Source organism: Pseudoalteromonas ruthenica (genome assembly GCF_008808095.1).
Classification (GTDB): domain Bacteria; phylum Pseudomonadota; class Gammaproteobacteria; order Enterobacterales; family Alteromonadaceae; genus Pseudoalteromonas; species Pseudoalteromonas ruthenica.
In genome coordinates this window covers 1,169,274-1,192,155 of sequence record NZ_CP023396.1, presented here as the reverse complement: position 1 = coordinate 1,192,155, position 22,882 = coordinate 1,169,274, and the positions used below count along the sequence as shown (strand labels likewise).

The 22,882-nt window shown below is 45.7% G+C and carries 21 protein-coding genes; 14 read left to right on the top strand and 7 right to left on the bottom strand.

Annotated features, from left to right (window positions below):
- Positions 1 to 16: 16 nt before the first annotated feature.
- Together PRUTH_RS05695 and cspD are read right to left on the bottom strand one after the other, a co-directional pair.
- Entirely contained in the window at positions 17 to 2,239 is a 2,223-nt protein-coding gene (locus tag PRUTH_RS05695) for an NADP-dependent isocitrate dehydrogenase (protein ID WP_151172808.1), read from the bottom strand.
- Between the two features lie 304 nt (positions 2,240 to 2,543).
- Positions 2,544 to 2,765, bottom strand: coding sequence for a cold shock domain-containing protein CspD (gene cspD / locus PRUTH_RS05690; protein WP_022944168.1), 222 nt, complete (start codon positions 2,763 to 2,765; stop codon positions 2,544 to 2,546).
- A gap of 200 nt (positions 2,766 to 2,965) precedes the next feature.
- On the opposite strand from cspD, the gene clpS reads away from it, so the two are divergent.
- Both clpS and clpA read left to right on the top strand, forming a co-directional pair.
- Positions 2,966 to 3,283, top strand: coding sequence for an ATP-dependent Clp protease adapter ClpS (clpS, locus tag PRUTH_RS05685; RefSeq protein ID WP_053911292.1), 318 nt, complete (start codon positions 2,966 to 2,968; stop codon positions 3,281 to 3,283).
- A gap of 26 nt (positions 3,284 to 3,309) precedes the next feature.
- The gene (gene clpA, locus PRUTH_RS05680; protein ID WP_151172807.1) at positions 3,310 to 5,577 is read left to right on the top strand and encodes an ATP-dependent Clp protease ATP-binding subunit ClpA; all 2,268 of its coding nucleotides are present in this window, start codon (positions 3,310 to 3,312) and stop codon (positions 5,575 to 5,577) included.
- A gap of 68 nt (positions 5,578 to 5,645) precedes the next feature.
- Here the strand turns inward: clpA and infA are convergent, their stop codons facing one another.
- From infA to trxB, 4 genes are all read right to left on the bottom strand, one after another.
- Positions 5,646 to 5,864 (bottom strand): translation initiation factor IF-1, encoded by a 219-nt coding sequence (infA, locus tag PRUTH_RS05675; RefSeq protein WP_010560183.1) that lies wholly within the window; start codon positions 5,862 to 5,864, stop codon positions 5,646 to 5,648.
- Between the two features lie 97 nt (positions 5,865 to 5,961).
- Positions 5,962 to 6,666: an arginyltransferase gene (locus PRUTH_RS05670; protein ID WP_151172806.1), complete on the bottom strand. Its 705-nt coding sequence runs from the start codon at positions 6,664 to 6,666 to the stop codon at positions 5,962 to 5,964.
- A complete protein-coding gene (aat, locus tag PRUTH_RS05665) occupies positions 6,632 to 7,375 on the bottom strand; it encodes a leucyl/phenylalanyl-tRNA--protein transferase (protein ID WP_138508430.1) in 744 nt (247 codons plus the stop codon). Before aat ends, PRUTH_RS05670 begins: the two co-directional genes overlap by 35 nt.
- Positions 7,376 to 7,405: 30 nt before the next feature.
- Positions 7,406 to 8,356 carry a thioredoxin-disulfide reductase gene (gene trxB / locus PRUTH_RS05660; protein WP_045978766.1) on the bottom strand — a complete coding sequence of 317 codons (951 nt, stop codon included), beginning with the start codon at positions 8,354 to 8,356 and terminating at the stop codon, positions 7,406 to 7,408.
- A 261-nt stretch (positions 8,357 to 8,617) separates the two neighbouring features.
- Between trxB and pssA the strand changes: the two genes are divergently transcribed.
- Together pssA and PRUTH_RS05650 are read left to right on the top strand one after the other, a co-directional pair.
- Positions 8,618 to 9,943 (top strand): CDP-diacylglycerol--serine O-phosphatidyltransferase, encoded by a 1,326-nt coding sequence (gene pssA, locus PRUTH_RS05655; protein ID WP_138588287.1) that lies wholly within the window; start codon positions 8,618 to 8,620, stop codon positions 9,941 to 9,943.
- 420 nt (positions 9,944 to 10,363) lie between these two features.
- A complete protein-coding gene (locus PRUTH_RS05650) occupies positions 10,364 to 11,800 on the top strand; it encodes a P-loop ATPase, Sll1717 family (RefSeq protein ID WP_151172805.1) in 1,437 nt (478 codons plus the stop codon).
- A gap of 414 nt (positions 11,801 to 12,214) precedes the next feature.
- Here PRUTH_RS05650 and ald read toward each other — a convergent pair whose 3' ends face one another.
- Positions 12,215 to 13,336 (bottom strand): alanine dehydrogenase, encoded by a 1,122-nt coding sequence (ald, locus tag PRUTH_RS05640; protein ID WP_022944180.1) that lies wholly within the window; start codon positions 13,334 to 13,336, stop codon positions 12,215 to 12,217.
- 141 nt (positions 13,337 to 13,477) lie between these two features.
- Between ald and lrp the strand changes: the two genes are divergently transcribed.
- From lrp to PRUTH_RS05590, 10 genes are all read left to right on the top strand, one after another.
- Positions 13,478 to 13,957 carry a leucine-responsive transcriptional regulator Lrp gene (gene lrp, locus PRUTH_RS05635; RefSeq protein WP_022944181.1) on the top strand — a complete coding sequence of 160 codons (480 nt, stop codon included), beginning with the start codon at positions 13,478 to 13,480 and terminating at the stop codon, positions 13,955 to 13,957.
- 124 nt (positions 13,958 to 14,081) lie between these two features.
- Positions 14,082 to 16,709: a DNA translocase FtsK gene (locus tag PRUTH_RS05630; protein ID WP_151172804.1), complete on the top strand. Its 2,628-nt coding sequence runs from the start codon at positions 14,082 to 14,084 to the stop codon at positions 16,707 to 16,709.
- Positions 16,710 to 16,718: 9 nt separating this feature from the next.
- Positions 16,719 to 17,363, top strand: coding sequence for an outer membrane lipoprotein periplasmic chaperone LolA (gene lolA, locus PRUTH_RS05625; protein WP_151172803.1), 645 nt, complete (start codon positions 16,719 to 16,721; stop codon positions 17,361 to 17,363).
- Between the two features lie 46 nt (positions 17,364 to 17,409).
- Positions 17,410 to 18,693 carry a replication-associated recombination protein A gene (locus PRUTH_RS05620; protein WP_045978868.1) on the top strand — a complete coding sequence of 428 codons (1,284 nt, stop codon included), beginning with the start codon at positions 17,410 to 17,412 and terminating at the stop codon, positions 18,691 to 18,693.
- The gene (gene crcB / locus PRUTH_RS05615) at positions 18,680 to 19,063 is read left to right on the top strand and encodes a fluoride efflux transporter CrcB (RefSeq protein ID WP_022944185.1); all 384 of its coding nucleotides are present in this window, start codon (positions 18,680 to 18,682) and stop codon (positions 19,061 to 19,063) included. The genes PRUTH_RS05620 and crcB overlap by 14 nt, the downstream gene beginning before the upstream one ends.
- Before the next feature lie 8 nt (positions 19,064 to 19,071).
- Positions 19,072 to 20,367, top strand: coding sequence for a serine--tRNA ligase (serS, locus tag PRUTH_RS05610; protein WP_045978778.1), 1,296 nt, complete (start codon positions 19,072 to 19,074; stop codon positions 20,365 to 20,367).
- Positions 20,368 to 20,469: 102 nt separating this feature from the next.
- Positions 20,470 to 20,889 carry an MAPEG family protein gene (locus tag PRUTH_RS05605; RefSeq protein ID WP_151172802.1) on the top strand — a complete coding sequence of 140 codons (420 nt, stop codon included), beginning with the start codon at positions 20,470 to 20,472 and terminating at the stop codon, positions 20,887 to 20,889.
- 594 nt (positions 20,890 to 21,483) lie between these two features.
- Positions 21,484 to 21,786 (top strand): hypothetical protein, encoded by a 303-nt coding sequence (locus tag PRUTH_RS05600; protein WP_151172801.1) that lies wholly within the window; start codon positions 21,484 to 21,486, stop codon positions 21,784 to 21,786.
- 108 nt (positions 21,787 to 21,894) lie between these two features.
- Positions 21,895 to 22,293: a hypothetical protein gene (locus PRUTH_RS05595; protein WP_151172800.1), complete on the top strand. Its 399-nt coding sequence runs from the start codon at positions 21,895 to 21,897 to the stop codon at positions 22,291 to 22,293.
- A 110-nt stretch (positions 22,294 to 22,403) separates the two neighbouring features.
- Complete coding sequence (locus tag PRUTH_RS05590; RefSeq protein ID WP_151172799.1) at positions 22,404 to 22,856, top strand: hypothetical protein; 453 nt, start codon at positions 22,404 to 22,406, stop codon at positions 22,854 to 22,856.
- The last annotated feature ends 26 nt before the right edge of the window (positions 22,857 to 22,882 follow it).

Here is a 22,882-nt window from a genome sequence, read left to right as displayed (position 1 = left end):
AATGCATTAATGGCGATTACTTAAGTTTAGCTAGAATCGCGTTAAATGTCTCGCTTGGACGCATCGCGCCGAAGGCAAGTTGTTCATTTGGCTGGTAATAACCACCAATGTCCATGGCTTTACCTTGGGCACCGTTAAGCTCATCCATAATCTTCTGCTCGTTGCTACGCAACTCACCTGCAATTTCTGTGAAACGTGCTTTTAGATCAGCATCGTCATCTTGAGCTGCAAGCGCTTCGGCCCAGAACAGCGTTAGGTAGAAGTGGCTACCACGGTTATCGATTTCACCCACTTTACGAGACGGTGATTTGTTTTCATCTAAGAACTTCGCTGTTGCTGCATCTAACGTATCGGCGAGCACTTGTGCCTTGGCATTGTCAAAGCGACCGCTTAGGTGCTCGTATGATGCCGCCAGCGCAAGGAATTCACCTAAAGAATCCCAACGTAAGTGGTTTTCTTTTTGGAATTGCTGCACGTGCTTAGGTGCACTACCGCCGGCGCCAGTTTCAAACAGACCGCCGCCATTCATTAATGGAACGATAGACAGCATTTTAGCACTGGTTCCCAACTCTAGAATCGGGAATAGGTCAGTTAGGTAGTCACGCAATACGTTACCGGTAACGGAAATGGTGTCTTTACCGTCTTTGATACGCTCTAATGAGAACTGCGTTGCCGCGACTGGGTCCATGATACGAATATCTAGGCCGTCAGTATCGTGCTGAGGTAAATAGGTGTTCACCTTTTTGATTAGCTCGGCGTCATGGGCGCGGTTTTCATTCAACCAGAATACCGCAGGGGTGTTCGACGCGCGTGAACGGTTCACTGCTAATTTAACCCAGTCTTGGATAGGCGCGTCTTTAACCTGACACATACGCCAAATATCACCGGCTTCAACATCGTGCTCGATTAAGGTGTGACCGTTCGCATCGACAACGCGTACTTTACCGGCTGATTTGATCTCAAACGTTTTGTCGTGTGAGCCATACTCTTCCGCTTTTTGCGCCATCAAGCCGACGTTAGGTACGCTGCCCATGGTGCTTGGGTCAAATGCGCCGTGCTTTTTACAAAACTCAACGGTTGCATCGTATACGCCAGAGTAGCTGCGATCTGGGATAACAAATGCGGCGTCTTGCAACTGGCCATCGGCGTTCCACATTTGCCCTGATGAACGAATAGCGGCTGGCATTGACGCGTCAATGATCACATCGCTAGGTACATGTAAGTTGGTGATACCTCGGTCTGAGTCAACCATGGCTACGCGTGGACGCTTGTCATACACGGCCATAATGTCCGCTTCGATTTCTTTGCGCTTGGCTTCATCAAGGTTTTCGATACGTGCATACACATCGCCAATACCGTTTTTGACGTCTACGCCCAGCTCATCAAAGAGCTCGCCGTGCTTGTCGAAAACGTCTTTGTAGAACACCTTGACCGCGTGGCCGAAGATAATTGGGTCAGACACTTTCATCATAGTGGCTTTCATGTGCAGCGAGAACAACACGCCTTGCTCTTTCGCGGCATCAATTTGCTCGCCAATAAAGGCCTGTAGCTTTGCTGCGCTCATGCGTGAGCCATCAATAATCTCGCCATCAAGTAATTTTACTTCTGGCTTCAATACGGTGGTATTACCTGCACCGTCGACATGCTCAATACGCACGCTAGTGGCTTTATCAACGGTTACTGACTGCTCAGAGCCGAAGAAATCGCCGTCTTGCATTGACGCGACACGCGACTGTGAATCTTTGCTCCATGCGCCCATTGAATGTGGGTTTTTGCGAGCGTACGCTTTTACTGAAGAAGGCGCACGACGATCTGAGTTACCTTCACGTAATACAGGGTTTACCGCACTGCCTTTTACTTTGTCATAACGTGCTTTAACGTCTTGTTCTTGCTCGTTCTTTGGCTCATCTGGGTAATCTGGAAGGGCATAACCCTGCGCTTGTAACTCTTTAATGGCCGCTTTCAGCTGTGGAATTGAGGCACTGATGTTGGGCAGTTTGATAATGTTTGCTTCAGGTGTTTTTGCCAACTCACCTAATTCGGCAAGTGCATCGCCAATGCGCTGATCTTCGTTTAGGAAATCGGGGAATAGCGCAATGATGCGCCCGGCTAGCGAGATATCACGGGTTTCTACCTCAACGCCCGCAGCTTTGGAATAGGCTTCAATAACAGGTAGGAGTGAGTAGGTAGCCAGGGCTGGCGCCTCATCAGTTTTTGTATAAATGATTTTCGAGGTCATTTTGTGTCCTAATTTATCGTTGTATCGTATCGACCGCTTTTAAAGTCTAGTTTAGCGCGGCCAACTCGTGCTGTTACTGTATGGCAGTGTAACAAGCTAAACAGAAAAGCTCCATTCACCTAGACGTTAGGGCGATTAGAAAAAATTCAAGTAATGTTTACACAAATGAACGAATTTTACGGTAAATAAAAAAGAGGGGGGGGTCAGGGGGAAAATCAAAGCGAGCCGAAATACTGCAAAGCCCGCTCTTCGATGTACTGTTGAATGTCTGCGTACGCCTCAAAAGCACTTAGGTCTTTCCGCATTAAAGCGGTTCAGAGCCATCAGTTGGTGCAATATTGGTTGCGTGCAGGCCTTTAGGCCCTTGTTGCAGTTCAAACGTAACATCTTGGCCAGCTTTCAGTGTTTTATATCCGTCCATCTGAATAGTGGAATAGTGGGCAAAGATATCTTCTTCGCTACCATCTTCTTGGATAAAACCGAACCCTTTGGCGTTGTTGAACCATTTGACTTTTCCACAAGCCATACTTCTACATCCTTCTATAAGTTGACTAATTTAGTTAATCTAAACCTGATAGTTTGTTAGACTGGCGAATGAATAGCCAGTCCACGTTTGACTGTAGTTTATTTGGTCATTCAGTCAAGTTTTTTGTGCATTTTTTTAACAGTTTATTTATTTTTGATTTCAGGTTTGCTTGAGATCTAGAGACAAGACTATATTTAGATATGAGTGGAATGAAAGATTCAGGTGTTGTAGAGCGTAGTCGTGACGAGCAAAAGCAGAAGCTGCAGCCACCGCGTAAGTTTAAGGTAATCTTAAATAACGACGACTACACGCCCATGGACTTCGTTATTGAAGTATTAGTAACGTTTTTCAATATGGATAGCGAAAGAGCAACAGACGTGATGCTCAAGGTCCATCACGAGGGTAAAGCGGTTTGCGGTATCTACCCTGCAGATATTGCCCATACCAAAACAGAGCAGGTTAACCGCTACGCCCGTGACCATGAGCATCCACTGCTTTGCAGTTGTGAGCAGGAATAAAAGTTTGAAAGTTTTGGGGGTTGCCAATGCTAAATAAAGATCTAGAGATTACCTTGAACAACGCGTTCAAAGAAGCCCGCACACGCCGCCATGAGTTTATGACGGTGGAGCATTTGCTGCTGGCATTACTAGATAATCCATCCGCGAATGAAGCCCTCATTGCCTGCGGTGTTGACTTGAGTTTGTTGCGTAACGAATTATCTGAGTTTATTGATGAAACAACGCCGGTCATCTCAGATCTTGAACAAGAACGGGAAACCCAGCCAACACTTGGTTTTCAGCGCGTTTTACAGCGTGCCGTGTTTCATGTGCAGTCGTCCGGGAAAAGTGAAGTCACAGGCGTAAACGTGCTGGTTGCTATTTTCTCTGAGCAAGAGAGCCAGGCCGTTTACCTATTGAAGAAAAACGACGTTAATCGCCTCGATGTAGTGAACTTTATCTCCCACGGCATTTCGCGCATGGACGATGAGGGGGAAGAACTCGGTGATCATGAAGAAATTCACGAGGAAATGGGTGGTGAAGCGTCGGAAGAGAAAAATATTCTCGACAAATACACCACTAACCTTAACGTGCAGGCAGAAAAAGGGCAGGTAGACCCGCTGATCGGTCGCGATCAAGAAGTGGAGCGTACCGTTCAAGTGTTGTGCCGGCGCAAAAAGAATAACCCGTTGTTGGTCGGCGAAGCTGGCGTGGGTAAAACAGCCATAGCCGAAGGGCTGGCTTATCGTATTATTCACAATGAAGTCCCTGAAGTTATCGCTGATGGCGTGGTTTATTCCCTTGATATGGGTGCCTTGCTTGCTGGTACTAAGTACCGAGGTGATTTTGAAAAACGTTTAAAGAGTTTGCTCAAACAGCTTCAAAAAGAACCTGGGGCCATTCTCTTTATTGATGAAATACACACCATTATTGGCGCTGGCGCAGCATCGGGCGGCGTCATGGATGCATCGAATTTAATTAAGCCATTGCTTTCAAGTGGCGAGCTTCGCTGCATGGGGTCGACGACCTATAACGAGTTTAAGAATATTTTTGAAAAAGACCGCGCTCTAGTGCGTCGTTTCCAAAAAATAGATGTGAGCGAGCCAAGCGTTGAAGACACTGCAAAAATTCTTAATGGTCTGAAAGAGCGTTATGAAGAGCACCACGGCATACGCTACACGCAAAAGGCACTGCGTGCGGCGGCAGAGCTAAGTGCAAAATATATCAATGAGCGTCATTTGCCTGATAAAGCCATTGATGTCATTGATGAAGCGGGGGCAAATCAACGCTTGCAGCCTGTATCTAAGCGCAAGAAAACCATTAATGTTGCCGATATTGAGCAAATTATCGCTAAGATAGCGCGCATTCCGCAGCAAAGTGTGTCCTCAAGCGACAAAGAAGTGCTTAAAAACCTCGACCGCAACCTCAAAATGTTGGTGTTCGGTCAAGATCAGTCAATTGAGGCTTTATCTTCGGCGATACGTTTGTCGCGCTCGGGTCTTGCTAATGAAGATAAGCCGGTGGGCTCATTCTTATTTGCCGGTCCAACGGGCGTGGGTAAAACAGAAGTGACTAAACAGTTGGCCACGTGTTTAGGTATCGAATTTATCCGCTTTGATATGTCTGAGTACATGGAGCGCCATGCCGTAAGTCGCTTGATAGGCGCACCGCCTGGGTATATTGGTTACGAGCAAGGAGGGCTATTGACTGATGCGGTGATCAAGCAGCCACATGCCGTTGTGCTGCTCGATGAAATCGAAAAAGCACACAGTGATATTTACAATATCCTGTTGCAGGTTATGGATCACGGCACACTAACCGATAACAACGGCCGTAAGGCGGACTTCCGTAATGTTATTTTAGTGATGACCACCAATGCGGGTGTACAAGAAACGGTGAAAAACTCCATTGGTTTTGCCACGCAAGACTCATCGCATGATGCGTTAGCGGAAATCAACAAGGTGTTTACGCCAGAGTTTAGAAACCGTTTGGATAATATCATTTGGTTCAACCATCTCGATACCGAGGTGATCTTGCAAGTGGTTGATAAATTCTTGGTAGAGCTGCAAGCACAGCTTGATAAGAAATCAGTCAACCTTGAACTGACCGACGAAGCACGTACTTGGTTGGCACATAAAGGCTATGACAAAGCGATGGGTGCACGGCCAATGGCGCGAGTGATACAGGAGCAAGTTAAGAAACCATTGGCTAACGAAATATTATTTGGTCAGCTCGTTGATGGCGGCGATGTGAAAGTGGATGTCAAAAACGATAAACTGGAATTTAACTACTCTGAAGAGCTTAGCCCCGCCTAATGTGCTTAGCACTTAGCAAAAAGCCCAGCACTTGCTGGGCTTTTTGCTAAACTGGCTTCGCTGGCAAATTAGCGCGCGCGGAAAACGATGCGGCCTTTGCTTAAGTCGTAAGGCGTAAGTTCCACAGTTACTTTATCACCAGTCAAAATACGAATGTAGTTTTTACGCATTTTACCGGAAATATGCGCCACAACTACGTGGCCGTTTTCTAGTTCTACACGGAACATAGTATTAGGTAGGGTATCAAGTACCGTCCCTTGCATTTCAATTACGTCTTCTTTCGCCATATCTAGCGTAACACCTCTGTGATAGTTAAACGCATGCGATTGTGCCGAAAAGCAACGAATAAGTAAAGCCAAGGCACTGAATTTGTCGAATTTGTGCTCATTCGACGGCAATCCACGCATCTGCACGCAATCTTTGCGCTGGTCGGTACTGCAATTTATAGCGCATCTTGCGACAATCATCGATTTGATATCCCAAATAGACAAAGTCTTTTGCCAGCTTCTGGGCATGCTCTATCTGTTTGAGGATCATCACGCTTCCCAAGCTAAGCGCCTCATAGTCAGGATCAAAAAAAGTATAAATAGCAGACAAGGAGTTGGGCATAACATCGGTAACGGCAACGCCAATCAAGCGCTCTTGATGCCAAAGCTCAATAAAAGCGATGTTCATCCACTTGCACAGTAAGAAACTTTCAAACTGACTGCGCTCAGCGGGATACATACTGCCATCACTGTGGCGCTCATTAATATAGCGTTCGTACAGCGGGTAGTATTCAGGGCGCTCAAAGTGACTCACATGCACGGCAAACTCTCTGACTTTATTAAGCTTACGTTTTTGCGAACGTGAGGGGGTGAACTCACTGGCTAATATGCGCACCGATTCACAGGCCGTGCAACTGGGGCAATGGGGTCGATATATTTGTTCACCACTACGGCGAAAGCCATGTTGCAAGAGCGCTTCAAACCCTTGCGGGGTATAACATAAGGGATCAAGAATAACCAACAGCTGTTCTTCTTGTTCATCAAGATAACTACAAGGAAAACGTTGGCTAAGGCCTATTTTTATGGGAAGGTGTTGCGCCATAAGGAGACTCTAGTTGTCGTGCTCGCCAAAAAGACAAATCAATGGGATATTGATTACTCTCTTTAAGTCTAGCTAAAAAATCCTCTCTGGGTAGGGGAGTTGCCCCCAACTGCGCCAAATAGGGGTTCATCATTTGGCAGTCGATAAAATCTCCACCATGTTGCTTGAGCAATTCCACCAGCGCCCACATTGCTAATTTGGAGCAGTCCCGTTGGCGAAAAAACATCGACTCACCGCAAAACACGCGTGACTGCATAATGCCATAAAGCCCGCCTACCAAACGGGGGCCTTGCCATACTTCAACGCTATGGGCTAGGTTTTGATGGTGAGCTTGGATATATGCGTGCTCCATCGCATCTGTGATCCAAGTACCCTCTTGCGCTATGCGTTGTACTTTGCACTGATGGATAACCTCAGCAAAACACTGATTTACGCTTACGCTGATAGCAAGTTTGCGTGCGCTTTTACGCAGGCTACGACTAACGTGGAAATCATCAAGTTCGATGATGGCGCGCTCGCTAGGAGACCACCACATAAGAGGTTCACCTTCACTATACCAAGGAAAAATACCTTGGCGATACGCATCGCTTAATCGTGGAGGGCTAAGGCAACCACCAATAGCAAGGAGGCCATCAGGGTTCTCTAGCGCAGTATTCGGGTGTGGGAAGCCTTCGTCAATGCTACCCAAGTGGTGTAAATATTGAGTCATAGAATAATGGGGCCGTAGCCCCATCAATACTTATTTTAAGTTATCTAGGTAACGCTCTGCATCGAGCGCCGCCATACAGCCTGTACCAGCAGAGGTAATTGCTTGGCGGTAAATGTGGTCAGACACGTCACCGGCAGCAAAAACACCTTCCACACTGGTTTGTGTAGCATTGCCATTTAGGCCTGATTCAACAACTAAATAACCGTCTTTCATTTCTAACTGGCCTTGGAACATATCGGTGTTCGGCTTATGGCCAATCGCAATAAACACGCCCATTACATCAAGCTCTTCGGTGGCGTCAGAATTGGCATCTTTAATACGCACACCTGTTACGCCCATGTCGTCACCTAACACTTCATCAAGTGTACGATTCCAATGGATAGTTACGTTGCCATTTTCAGCCTTTTCTAATAATCGATCAGAAAGGATTTTCTCACTTCTAAAGCTATCACGGCGGTGAATTACGTGAACTTCAGAGGCGATGTTAGACAAATACAGCGCTTCCTCAACAGCGGTGTTACCGCCACCAACAACAGCCACTTTTTGGTTCTTGTAGAAGAATCCGTCACAGGTCGCACACGCAGACACGCCACGGCCTTGGAAGGCAGTTTCTGAATCAAGGCCAAGGTATTTAGCTGATGCACCGGTGGCAATGATCAGCGCATCGGCTGTGTACGTGCCGCTGTCGCCTTTGAGTTCGAACGGACGAACCTGGGTATTCACCTCATTGATGTGATCGAACACAATTTCAGTTTCAAAGCGCTCAGCATGCTCTTTCATACGCTCCATTAAAGCCGGACCCGTTAAACCGTGGGCATCGCCAGGCCAGTTTTCAACTTCAGTGGTCGTGGTTAACTGACCGCCTTGTTGAATACCAGTAACCAGCACAGGGTTAAGGTTAGCACGGGCGGCATAGACGGCTGCGGTGTATCCCGCTGGGCCGGAGCCAAGAATAAGTAATTTACAGTGTTTGGCGCTCATACAACTTTCCAATTAATTCATGTGAACATAGTTATGCGGGTGATTCTAAGAAAAACAATCCATAAGTAAACAATTTTGCAAACATAACTCAGCGCTAAAACCGCAGGATGTCAAAAAATCTGTACTTGTGCGTTATTACAGCAAATAACGAATAACAAACCGTTATTTCATGACCTGTGATATTTTTTTTGCTATGTTCTAGGGCAATTATAAACTCGCCCCGAGGGTGCGCCCCCGGCGACGCAGAAAAATAAGGGCCTCATGTATTTTTGGCAACATCAAGCGGGCTATGCGCTCGAACAACAAGACATTGATATTTTACTTGATGCAAAAAGCTACCGGCAGCGACTGCTTGAGCTGATTGCCTCGGCTAAACACCGTATTTATATCACCGCTTTGTACCTTCAAGATGATGAAGCGGGTCGGGAAATTCTTGATGCATTACATGACGCATCGCGCCAAAATCCAGAGTTGGAAGTAAAAGTACTGGTCGATTTTCATCGTGCTCAGCGTGGGCTCATTGGTGCCGACAAAAGCGAGGGCAATGCGGCTTTGTATTACCAGCGCTTACAGCAAAGCGGCTCCAACGTGCAAGTATATGGCGTGCCAGTAAAAGCAAAGGAATTGTTTGGGGTACTGCACCTCAAAGGCTTTGTCATCGACGACACCTTGCTGTACAGCGGAGCAAGCCTGAATAACGTTTATCTACACTATTTCGAGCGCTACCGCTTAGACCGGTATTTTGTTATCAAGCAAGCACAATTAAGTGATGCCTTTGTCGAGTTTATAGAGCAGACCTTAATCGCCTCTGACGCCGTGCCACGCTTAGACAAACGACCAATCCCGGCGTTTATCGATATTAAAGCCGAGCACAAGCAATTAGTAAGAGCGCTGAAAAAAGCAAGTTATCGCCAGAGCAGCCAAGACAGTCATGCCCCCTTAACCGTACGCCCCTTTATTGGGCTCGGGCGGCGCAACAACAAACTTAATCGTTTAATCAAGCAACTGTTTGATATCACCGATAATGAGCTCGTGCTTTATACTCCTTACTTTAATTTCCCAACGCCGCTATTAAGAGCGCTACGCAGGCTGTTACGGCAGGGTAAACAAGTAACCATTGTTGTCGGTGATAAAACCGCCAATGATTTTTACATCCCTCCGACTGAGCGCTTTTCGAAAGTAGGGGCTCTGCCTTATTTATACGAAACCATTTTGGCCAAGTTCCTAAAAAACCAAAAGCGCTTCATCGAAGCGGGTAATCTCAATGTGTACCTGTGGAAACATGACAGCAACTCGTTTCACTTAAAGGGCATATGCAGCGACAAGCGCTACCACTTATTAAGTGGTCATAACCTTAATCCTCGGGCTTGGGGCCTGGATATCGAAAACGGTATTTTTATTGATGACAAAGACGGTCAAATGGTTACAGCGATAGAGCAAGAGAAGCAGGCGATTATGCAACATTGTACCCGCTTGAACAGCTATAAAGAGCTGGAGCAAATGGCTGATTACCCAGAGCCAGTGCAAAAGATTCTTGGCCAGGCTAAGCGCGTCAAAGTGGACTTCGTCGTTAAACGCTTTATTTAAACTCTCTTAGGCTTATAGCTTTCAAAAGCGGCTTATAACGAGCTGCTTTTTTGTTTGCGCAATCGCTGTTGTAACCCGTTTATTGTTACCCGAGTGTGGGGAAGAATAGGGGTGTTATAGCGATATAACAATTTGTGCGGCAGTCAACTCAATGCCAAAATCAGATTTTTAGGCGTAACTCGTTTTTGTCCCAAAATAAGGGAGATTAAAGACTTCACAAATCATAAGGAAGTGCGTTTGCCATACTAAATCTAATCTGATTTCAAGAACGCCGGACAAGCGAAACCTTAATTATTGGAGGGGCGGCTTTTGATTTTGTGTATATTGACGCACATTTTTAGCATGCCATAATAAATCAGATTTTAAGTCAATAAGTTATAGTTAGAATGCAACTTTACGTTCACGCACTAGGGATAAATTTTGTTAAAAAATATAGATAGCTTCGGTAATGTTGAAGCAGAAGAAGATGCAGTATTAGATTTTTTTGTATCGATGAGCATAACTGAAAACATTGAAACAGGTAATAGCTTCTTAGTATTAGGACGTAAAGGGTCAGGAAAAACTGCGTTATTTCGCTATTTCACTGAAGGTGCTCATGCGACTCGTTCAACAGGCTTAAACTTAAACGGCTACCCTTGGAAAGTTCATGAAACAATAAAGGATGAAGGCGTTGAAGACGTGGAATCTTATGTCGCATCATGGAAGTATCTCATTGCGGTTGAGTTAGCAAAACTAGTGATAAAGTCAGCCAATCGCCCGCAAATGACTGAAGTAGTAGAGATTAAAAAGTTTCTTACTGACAATTATGGAACTGACAAACCAACTATAAAAAACATTTTTTCACTCAAGAAACTTAATCTTTCTGGTGATTTAGAGCCTCAAATTTTTGGTTGTAAAATTGGTAAAATATCCTTACAGCGAAGTGACAGAATGAGACTTGGCCATGAGTTGAATGCGCTTACTGATAAAATTTTGTCCCACGTAGCTAAGATCTCCAATGCCGCAGATATTAACGCCTTATCCCTTCATTTTGATGAGCTAGACCGTGGTATTACCGTACTAAGTGAATCAAGAAAAGAGATGATTATCGGTTTAGTTCTTGCTGCGAAAGAGACTAATAAGCTTCTGCGTGAATGTAGCTTGAATATGAAGAGCGTTATTTATTTACGTACCGATATTTGGGAGCAACTTAAGTTTTCGGACAAAAACAAAATCTCCCAAACAAATTCAGACACAATTGAATGGGATGACGATACACTTCTTGGCCTCATGAATAAACGAATTAAGGTTAAATTAGGTCACGAACACAGTTGGAATACGATTGATGACGGAAGGCGTATTAAACGACAACCTAAATGGAAGCACATCATTGACCGTTCTTTCTTAAGACCACGTGATGTTATTTCGTTTATGAACTTACTACTTGAGGTAGTCAAGAAAAGTGATGAGAGTACGGTTGATGTCTTTGAAAACCCACATGTAGTAGATGCTAGGCCAAAATATTCACAATATCTAAAGCATGAGTTAGATGATGAAATTGCAACGCATTGGGGTGACTGGGAGTCTTGTCTACAAACGCTTTCTAAACTGGGTCGAGAGTATTTTAGGGCTGATGAGTATCAAAAGGCATATGATGAAGTACAACAAGGAAAGTCGCCAAAGTATGATGCACAAGCATCACTAGAAGAGTTATATAATTTTGGCATCATTGGTTACGAAGCTCGCTCTGGTTATGGTGGTTCCGGTTGGAAAACTAAGTTTGCGAACCCTGAACTAGGTTGGGATGGCAACGCTGTTCGCTTTAAAGTACACCTAGGCCTTAAGGAGTTTATGAAACTTAAAGAAGACCGCTCTTAAGATTTAAACTTTGACGGTATCCATTCAGCGGCTTTCATTCGACAGTCGCCTTTTGAATAGTAAGACGTTTTCTTTGACGGGATAGAGCTTAGGTTGGTCTAAATACTCAAACTTCTCGACTCCCCCTCATCGTGTTAACTATCCACAACTCACTTTGCCATACCTATAGTTATTCACGAATCGCTAATATTCGATTTTTATGAAACCGATTTCTGTTCAAAAACGAGTGTGTCTGACCGTCCCATCCTCGTTCTTAATTAACAGTCATGGAGTATGGAGCTTTATGATTAAAGGCTTATAAGTTTCGCGTTATTCGGGGTAGGGTCGTAGATAATCGGGAATAGTTGTTAATCGGCAATAAAAAAGGGCAGATAGTGTATCTGCCCTTTATATTTAGTTACTTATAACTTGTCGTTATAGGCTCTCAACCGCAGTGCGTGGGTCAAGGTATTCCATATCAAATGCTTCAGCAACTTCTTTATAAGTTACTTTACCTTTGATGACGTTAAGGCCTTCTAGGAAGTGCTCGTCTTCAAGAAGTGCTTGCTTGTAGCCTTTGTTTGCCAGCTTGATGATGTACGGCAATGTCGCGTTGTTAAGCGCGAAAGTTGATGTACGTGGTACTGCACCTGGCATATTCGCTACGCAGTAGTGAACTACGTCATCAACAATGTATGTTGGCTCGTCATGAGTGGTAGGCTTCGAAGTCGCAATACAGCCACCTTGGTCGATAGCTACGTCAACAATTGCGGCACCAGGTTTCATTGCTTTGATGTGCTCAGCAGTCACAAGCTTAGGTGCTGCAGCACCTGGGATAAGTACGCCACCAATCACTAAGTCGGCATCCAATACGTGCTTCTCTAGCGCGTCGGCAGTTGAATACACTACTTTTGCAAGTGAACCAAACTGAGCGTTAAGGCTACGTAGTACGTCAACGTTACGGTCTAAAATGGTCACATCAGCGCCTAGGCCGACAGCCATTTGGGCTGCGTTACGGCCAACCATACCACCGCCAATAACCACAACTTTAGCAGGCTCAACACCCGGTACGCCACCAAGCAACATGCCAAGGCCTTGCTTAGACTTTTCAAGTGCCTGAGCACCGGCTTGGATAGACATACGACCCGCCACTTCTGACATTGGCGCAAGTAGCGGTAAACCGCCTTTAGCATCGGTTACGGTCTCGTATGCGATACAGATAGCGCCGCTTTTCACTAGGTCTTCAGTTTGTGGTAAATCTGGCGCTAGGTGAAGGTAAGTAAATAAGATTTGATCTTGGCGTAGCATCGCACGCTCAACAGCTTGCGGCTCTTTTACTTTGATGATCATCTCTGCTTGGGCGAACACATCTGCCGCATTTGGTAAGATTTTTGCGCCTACTTCGATGTAATCTTCGTCAGTAAAACCAATGCCTAAACCAGCATTCGTTTCAACAATGACTTCGTGACCATGGTTGATAAGTTCGCGCGCGCTGGCTGGGATCATACCAACACGGTACTCATGGTTTTTTATCTCTTTTGGTACACCAATAATCATAGTTACTATACCTTTTGTGAACAGGAAAATTTTTCACTATTGTACTTATGCCTAAATAGTGTGTCTCACTGTTTTACATTTTCAAGCCAGTTGAATACACTTAAATCAAAGTAAAATTAGATAAATCCACTTTCATTAACTATGTATACACAACTAGACCGCATCGACCGTAAAATTTTAGTCGAATTGCAACGGGATGGCCGTATTTCCAACGTTGAATTGGCAAAACGAATTGGCCTTAGTGCGACCCCTTGTTTGGAACGCGTGAAAAAACTTGAGCGTGAAGGGTATATTCGTGGTTACAAAGCGGTGGTCGACCCCGCCAAGCTCGGTCAGGCGCTGCTGGTGTATGTGGAAGTGACCATTACCAAAACATCTCCCGATGTGTTTGACGAATTTAACCAAGCGGTAAAAAAGCACGATGAGATTGTGGAATGCCACTTAGTATCAGGGAATTTCGACTTTTTGCTGAAAACACGAGTGACCGATATGTCTGAGTATCGTCAGGTGCTTGGCGATATTTTGCTGAAGCTACCCAATATCAGCGAAAGCCGTACTTATGTGGTCATGGAAGAAGTAAAGGGTGAAGAGGCATTAATTATCCGTCCACAAGTTCCTTAAGGGCCCGTTAATGCTCGTGCCGATTACAATTACTGATTATAAACCCAGTGCATATTCAGCTGAGAATTGATAAGGTAAGAGTAATGCGCTGTAGTATCGAAAGAAAGGATAAGGATAATGGAATATGCGCCTAAATGGTGTCCAAAGACTGCTTGAAACTGGCTTAATAGTCAGCACCGCGCTAGCCATTTTTATTTTGTGTGCGCTGGTGAGTTTTGACCCAGCCGATCCGTCCTGGTCGCAAACAGGTGAGTTTGTCGATGTTAAAAATATCACCGGCACTGCGGGTGCGTGGGTGGCGGATATTTTATTATTTAGTTTTGGTTGGTTGGCGTTTTTAGTTCCCGCAGCCATTCAACTGTTTGGGTATCTCGTTTTTAAACGCCCCCACAGAGTGCTTAGCTTAGATTATGTTACCTTGGCGCTGCGCCTCATCGGCTTAGTGCTGTTTACATTGAGCGCTTGCGCTATTAGCTCCATTAATTTTGACGATATTTTTTATTTTTCTTCCGGTGGGGTAGTGGGGGATGTTATTGCCGGTGCGATGATGCCAGCATTTAATTTCACGGGTACCTCTATCCTATTATTGTGCTTTTTCTTTGCCGGCATGACCTTACTTACAGGTGTTTCTTGGGTTCAATTTGTTGATACCTTGGGGGCGTATGTTATGAAAGCGGCCTTGTTTGTTTGGCAGTGGTTGCAAAGCAAACGTGGGCAATACCAAAGTGAGTTTGCTGAAGCCGAGCAGCGCAGCTTGGCCAATGAGCCAAATCCACAAGTGGAAGCGACGCAGAGCGCTCATGAGCCAAAGCTTGAAATCCAGAGCGATAACGCCGACACAGAAGTTGAAGCCGATAAAGACAAATCATTGTTAGATAAAGCTGCCGCTATGTTTGCGCCAGAGCCTAAAAAAGAGCCTTGGCAGGAACAAAGCAGTGACAGTGATACGCAGAGCGCTACTAAAGAGGCGCCTAAACAACATCCGGCATTTGATGATATTGATGCCATGCTCGGCGATGAAATGAATTTTAGCGCCATAGATGATGAGGGTTTTGATACCGTCAGCGCGCTCAACGAGCTAGACCAAGCGCCCACCGAGGCGACACCGAATACACAGCCCCAAAATAAAGGGGCGAACACGGCTGTTACATCAGCGCACGAAGAAACCACTAATTCAGTGGCAACAACCACAGTGGCACACACGAAAGCGCCAACAGCCAAAGAGAAATTCGAACAGCTATTAGAAGAAAAGCCGCCCATGGAGCCGCTTCCTTCGTTGGATTTACTTGATAGGCCGGATAAACAGAAAAACCCCATTTCTGAAGAAGAGCTCGAGGCTGTCTCTCGGTTAGTTGAAAGCAAGCTGCAAGATTTTGGCGTACAAGCGTCCGTTGTAGGGGTTTATCCCGGTCCGGTAGTTACACGCTTTGAACTCGATTTAGCACCGGGTGTAAAGGTCGCGAAAATCTCTGGTTTATCGAAAGATTTGGCGCGCTCGTTATCTGCGGTCAGTGTGCGTGTGGTTGAGGTGATCCCGGGGAAAACCTATGTCGGCCTTGAGCTGCCTAATAAACACCGCGAAATCGTGCGCTTATCAGAAGTGATCAATGCCCCTAAGTTTGAGCAAAATAAATCGCCACTAACCATGGTGTTAGGTAAAGACATTGCCGGGCAACCTGTGGTTGCAGACTTAGCCAAAATGCCGCACTTGTTGGTAGCGGGTACCACTGGCTCAGGTAAGTCAGTGGGCGTTAATGTGATGATTTTAAGCTTGCTATATAAATCACCGCCAGAAGATGTGCGCATGATCATGATCGACCCGAAAATGCTTGAGTTATCGGTGTACGAGGGGATCCCACACCTACTGTGTGAAGTGGTTACCGATATGAAAGAAGCGGCCAATGCATTGCGTTGGTGTGTTGGTGAAATGGAGCGCCGCTATAAACTGATGTCTGCTTTAGGGGTGCGTAACCTGAAGGGTTACAACCAAAAAGTGCTTGATGCTAAAGCCGCAGGGGAACCTATTTTAGATCCTTTGTTCAAAGATACAGATGGCATGGCTGATGGGCCGCAAGAGCTAGACAAGTTACCCAGCATTGTCGTGGTGATTGATGAATTCGCCGATATGATGATGATTGTTGGTAAAAAAGTGGAAGAGCTCATTGCCCGAATCGCACAAAAAGCACGGGCTGCAGGCATTCATTTGGTATTGGCTACACAGCGTCCATCGGTGGATGTGATCACCGGCCTGATTAAAGCCAATATCCCTACACGTATGGCGTTTCAGGTGTCCTCAAAAATAGACTCGCGCACTATTCTTGACCAACAAGGGGCCGAGCATCTTTTAGGCATGGGTGACATGCTGTATTTACCACCCGGGACCAGTGTGCCAATCCGTGTTCATGGCGCCTTTGTTGACGACCATGAGGTTCACGCGGTTGTGAGTGATTGGAAGGCCCGAGGTAAACCTGATTATGTGGATGAAATACTCAATGGTGACGCCGTCGAAGACGTATTGCTGCCAGGGGAAACATCCGAAGACGGCGACGATGAATCAGACCCACTGTATGACGAGGCCTGCGCTTTTGTTATTGAAAGTGGTCGGGTGTCGGTATCAAGTGTACAGCGTAAACTGCGTGTTGGTTATAATCGCGCTGCGCGATTGGTTGAACAAATGGAGCACTCCGGTTTAGTCAGTTCGCCCGGCCATAATGGCGCCCGCGAAGTGCTAGTTAAGAATAACGCTGGCTAAGGAAGTAATATGAAACAATTTTTATACAGTGCAGTGGCAAGTGCCGCCCTGTTTTCATCAACAGTTTTTGCCGACGACGCACAGATGCTGCAACAACAGCTGCAGGGTTTGGACTCACTCAGCTCGGCTTTTTCACAGCAAGTGTTTGACCCGCAGGGGCAGCTGGTGAGTGAAAGTAAAGGCACGTTGCAACTAGAGCAACCACGGAAAATTCGTTGGGAGCAACAACAACCAGACGAAACCTTGTTTGTCTCCAACGGGGTTGATAGCTATTATTTTGACCCTTTCGCCGAGCAAGTGACGGTACTGGATACCTCTAAACTAATTGATAATACGCCGTTTATTCTGCTCACCACAGAAGATGACGAGCTGTGGCAGCAGTTTAGTATCAAGCAAATCGAAGCCGGCTTTGAGATTACCCCGAAAAATACTGAAGATGCGCAAGTAGAAAAGCTGACGTTGCATTTTGATGAGCAGCAACAAGTTGCGGCGCTTGAGGTGCTTGACCAATCAGGTCAGCGTTCACACTTTCATTTTGATGCGCCCAAGCGCAATGTTGATATTGATGACAGCGTGTTTGAATTTACCATTCCTGAGCATGTGTTCGTTGATGATCAGCGTACGCCACAAGCCGAGATAAACCGTGGCGAATAATTTCTCCCTAGACTTTGCCCCCGATGTGCGCCCGTTGGCGGCGCGCATGCGCCCACACACATTGGATCAGTACATCGGCCAAAGCCACATATTAGGCACAGAGCAACCCTTGTACCAAGCCATTAAAAGTGGCCACTGTCACAGCTTAATTTTGTGGGGGCCACCTGGGGTCGGTAAGACCACGCTGGCGCATATTATTGCGCACCACAGCGATGCCCAGTTTTTGGAGTTATCGGCGGTCAGCGCAGGGGTGAAAGATATCCGTGAGGCCGTTGCCAGTGCCAGCGACTTGCTGCAACAACAAGGCAAACGCAGCTTATTGTTTGTGGACGAAGTACACCGTTTTAATAAGTCGCAGCAAGACGCACTATTGCCGCATGTTGAAAACGGCACCTTCATCTTTATTGGCGCCACCACAGAGAACCCCTCTTTTGCACTGAATAACGCCGTGCTGTCGCGAGCCAGAGTGTACACGCTGAAAAAGCTTTCAGCTGAAGATTTGCAGGCAGTGGTGAATCAGGCGCTAGAACAGGATGACATTCTTCGCCAGCAAGGTGTGACCATCGAGCCCGATAGCCTTGAGCAGTTGTGCCACAGCGCCAATGGCGATGCTCGCAGTGTGCTTAACCTGCTGGAAGTGGCGGCAAATTTGGCGCAGCAACATCAAGGCTGTATTAATCAGGCGGTGCTCAAGCAAGTCGCGCCGCAAATGGTTGCCCAATACGATAAGGGGGGCGATCATTACTACGATTTGATTTCTGCTTTTCACAAATCAGTGCGCGGCTCCGCTCCGGACGCAGCATTGTATTGGTATTGCCGTATTCTTACCGCCGGAGGCGATCCCTTGTACGTTGCGCGGCGGCTACTAGCAATTGCCACCGAAGACATCGGCAATGCAGACCCCAAAGCCATGGAGGTGGCGCTGAATGCTTGGGATATTTTTCATCGCGTTGGCCCCAGCGAAGGTGAACGTGCCATAGCTCAAGCCACCTTATACCTAGCCAGTGCGCCGAAAAGTAATGCCGTATATATGGCCTTTAATGAGGCCAAACGTCATGCTAAGGAGACCGCCCATCTCGATGTGCCTTATCACATCCGCAATGCGCCCACGCAATTAATGAAAGAGCAGGGCTTCGGCGAGGATTATCGCTATGCTCACAACGAGCCGGGAGCTTATGCAGCAGGCGAGAACTTCTTTCCCGAGGAGATTGCTGACAGCCGCTATTATCACCCGAGCGATCGTGGTTTAGAAAAACGCATTAGTGATAAACTTGCTTATTTGCAAGAGCGTGATGCGCAAAGCGACAGGAAGCGCTATGAGCGCTCTTAGTACCTACTTTTTTATTGCTATTGGCGGGGCCTTGGGTGCCTGTGCCCGCTTTGGTATAAGTGAATTAGCACTAAAACTGCTGCCTAAGGGATTCCCTTTTGGCACGCTGGCGGTTAATATTCTCGGTTCATTGTTAATGGGCATATTATATGGCCTGTTGGATCGCGAAATGCTATCGCATCCGCACCGCGTCACACTCGGAGTCGGGTTTTTGGGCGCGCTGACAACATTTTCTACATTTTCCATGGATACGCTGTTGTTGCTTCAGCAAGGGCAGTGGTTGAAAGTGGCGTTAAACGTCCTCCTTAATGTGGGGATGTGTATATTTATGGCTTGGATAGGCCTCATGCTAACAACGCAAAAAGGTTAAAAACTCACATGTTAGACTCAAAGTATCTTCGTCAGGACGTAGAGCAAACAGCAGCCCGTTTAAAGGCACGTGGCTTTGAATTAGACGTAGCGAAACTGGCACAACTCGAAGAACAACGTAAAGCGCTACAGACTAAAACGCAAGAATTACAAAGCGAGCGTAACTCCCGTTCCAAAGCCATTGGTCAAGCGAAGGCGAAGGGTGAAGATATTCAACCTTTATTGGATGCTGTTGCCAATTTAGGTGATGAGCTCGAAAATGCCAAAAAAGAGCAAGATGCCGTACTCAATGAATTAAAAGACATTGCCTTAGGCCTGCCTAATTTGCCAGCAGAGGATGTTCCTGCGGGCAATGATGAAGACGATAACGTCGAGGTTAGCCGTTGGGGTGAGCCAAAAAGCTATGATTTTGAGGTTAAAGACCACGTTGATTTAGGCGAAGCGCTGGATAAAGGGCTGGATTTTGAAGCCGGAGTGAAGCTCTCGGGTGCCCGTTTTACAGTGATGCGTGGGCAAATCGCGCGCATGCATCGCGCGTTGGTGCAGTTTATGCTCGATACGCACACCGATAAAAATGGCTATACCGAAATGTATGTGCCTTATTTAGTGAATAAAGACAGCTTGTTAGGCACGGGTCAGCTACCTAAGTTTGCCGAAGACTTATTCCACACAGAGAAATTGGGTGAGCACGATGATGGCTTTAGCCTGATCCCTACCGCTGAAGTGCCGCTGACGAACTGTGCGCGTGACGAAATCTTTGAAGAAAAAGAGCTGCCAGTGCGAATGACCGCCCATACTCCGTGTTTTCGCAGTGAAGCGGGCAGCTATGGCCGCGATACGCGGGGCTTAATTCGTCAGCACCAGTTCGATAAAGTTGAGTTAGTGCAATTGGTTAAACCTGAAGATTCAATGCAGGCACTGGAAGAGCTTACTTCTCATGCCGAGCAAATCTTGCAGGCGCTTGAGTTGCCGTATCGTAAAGTAGTGTTGTGTACCGGCGATATGGGCTTTGGTGCAATGAAAACCTATGACTTAGAAGTGTGGTTGCCAGCACAAGACACCTATCGCGAAATTTCGTCTTGTTCAAATATGGGCGACTTCCAAGCGCGCCGTATGCAAGCGCGTTTCCGCCGCGCGGGCGAGAAAAAACCGGAACTACTGCATACACTCAATGGTTCAGGGTTAGCCGTGGGCCGTACGTTAGTGGCTATTTTGGAGAATTACCAACAGGCGGATGGCAGTATTGAAGTGCCACAGGCGCTGCGCCCTTACATGGGTGGGTTAGAGCGTATCAGTGCTGCGTAAATATTAGTAGCTTATTGAAAAGGCCGCATTTTTAGCGGCCTTTTTTGATCGCACCATTCGCCTTGACCGTAGCTAATACAAAGCAAATTACAAGGAGAAAGTATGGACTATTCTGCGGTTATTTTGGTGTCATTGGTGTTGTTTGCCTGGATATTGGTAGCGCAGTGGTTTGTGGCATCAACTGTAAAGGCGAGGGCCGATAACGCCATTCCAGGAAAAATTGATGATAACCTGTCTCATGACTCATTTATCTTTCGTGCCCACCGAACGTTTCAAAATACATTAGAAAACGCGCCGCTGTATATTGTTTGTGCCTTAGTCGGTCTGCACTTGGGCGTGTCAGGGCCCATCTTCGCTATAGCCAGCGCGATATTCGTCGCCGCTAGAGTCATTCATATGCTGCTTTACTATGTGATTGCCACCGAATCCAACCCCAGCCCCCGAAGTTATTTCTTCATGATCGGCTGGCTCGCGAATATCGTGATGCTCGTGCTACTCACACTGGAAATCTTATTCTTTTAATCTTGCCGTTGTGGGGTGTATTTAATTGTTAATGCTGTGAGCTGTAGAATATACAAGTTTGAAGCGGGTGGAATGTCTTAGAGATAAAGGCATACTGAAAGCGGGTGGGGTGAACTCACTCGCTTTTTTATTAAAGCGGTTTGGGGTCTGTGGCCAATTTGAACTAATATAAGCCACTTTTCCTTAGTTATCGGCTTTTTGAGCGAGTGACCAATATTAGTCTCTAACCTGTTGTGGGTAGTGCTTTCCTAACACCAGCAAGGGTGTCGTTCCAGCCAATGCGCTCCTTCCAAAGCTTGCCATCTACAAAGATCCTATGGCAATGAATTCGGTTAGTTTTAAACAACTCCAGCTTATGTATTGCAGGCTTTCAACTATCGAAACTTGTGACTTTCAATCACCTTCTAAGTGTCGTGGTATCTGGGGGAGGAAAATAACCTTCTTGTTGTGGAGTGTTATTATTTCGATTAGTGTATGGTTTTCTGTAATTTTTTAAAGCTCTAATAGTTGCTCCATTTATGGGCCATCTCCTACCTTGCACGATAGCTTACCTTGTAAGGTCTCACTAATAATCTGTTAGTTACTAAGGAAAGTATGAAGTCACTATTAACTCTTATTTTAGGAATTGTAATTGGAGCAATATCTGTTTTTGCTTATTTGCTTTTCTCAAATGACTCTGCGGAAGTATGGGAGTCAAACAGGCACCTTAACACTCAATCAGGCATAAACTTTCCGGCTGGCACCAAATTTTTTGTTTCAGGATATATGCCCGAAGGTTTCGTTGCACTGACTTTAACCGTAAACGTTGAGGGGCAAGAACTTAGCTCTTTTGAAAAAACTGTTGTGAGTAACTCAAAAAACTTACGTATTCCTGTTTGGGTTCAAAACAGCAACTAACAAGTGCCTAAACCAAGGACGCAAAACAGCAGGCTTGCGCTCCTTTGTCGCTAATTTTAGCCTGCTATTTCGCGCCGGTTAGGCAAGCGTTATGAACTCGGAGAACAGATGAAACCTGATTTTACTAAATATAGTTTGGACGAGTTAAAGGACGTAGAATCGGTAATTGACAGAATTCAATACCCTGAAAGGTATGAATTAGTTAAAAAACTAATCGCAGAAAAGTCTGTCGAGGTCTCTAAAACTCAAAAGCCAGAATTAGAAAAAGAGGAAGCTTTGAGAGAACTCCATAGAGAATATAAAAATCAAAAATCTAAGGTTTGGAAGATATTTCGTGGTGCAACTCTCATGTTTGTAACATTCAGAGTGATGCAATATCTCGACTGGACAATACAGCAGCAAATAATAGGTGCACTAGTTGTTTTCTGTATTTACACAATCATTCTGGTAGGTTTAAACGAATATCAGTTTAATAAATTTAAGCGAAACTTTGGCAAGCGTACATAATAAGCTAATTAAGTGCTGGACTGCCAATGCTTGACTCACTTGCACTTCGCTACACAATTTTAGCCGACTATTCCTCGCTCCTAAGAGGAGTTATATTTCATGAGGGTACTATGCAAAGAATCATGGCTCTTTTAGGTTTGATTTGTATGCCTTATGTGTATGCAGAATCAATCGACGGTTGTTATTTGGCCACTGATAAGATAACCAGTTTTTCATCTGAAGAGTCAGAAACTAAATCTACTTACGTAAAAATTTCAAGGGCTGCTGATTATTATTCAGTAGAAGGAGTTATTTGGGGGCCTAATTTTCACATTTGCCGTATTGGTTCTCCCATTGAAGGCACTGATGGGCCACTGCAAATGGACTATGCCGACAACAAGCTCGTTTATCGTCATAGTGAGCCTGAATACGATATTAATTGTAAGTTGGACGTTTCCTTCAAAGATAACACCTTAACAATAACGGACTCTAATCATCATTGCTCTAAGTACGTTTTTTATTGCGGCGCTCGAATTGGGTTAGATAAAGTTGAATTACCAAAGGTAGAGCAAGGTTGCCTTTAAATTTCACATAACAAAGCTTTTAAGTT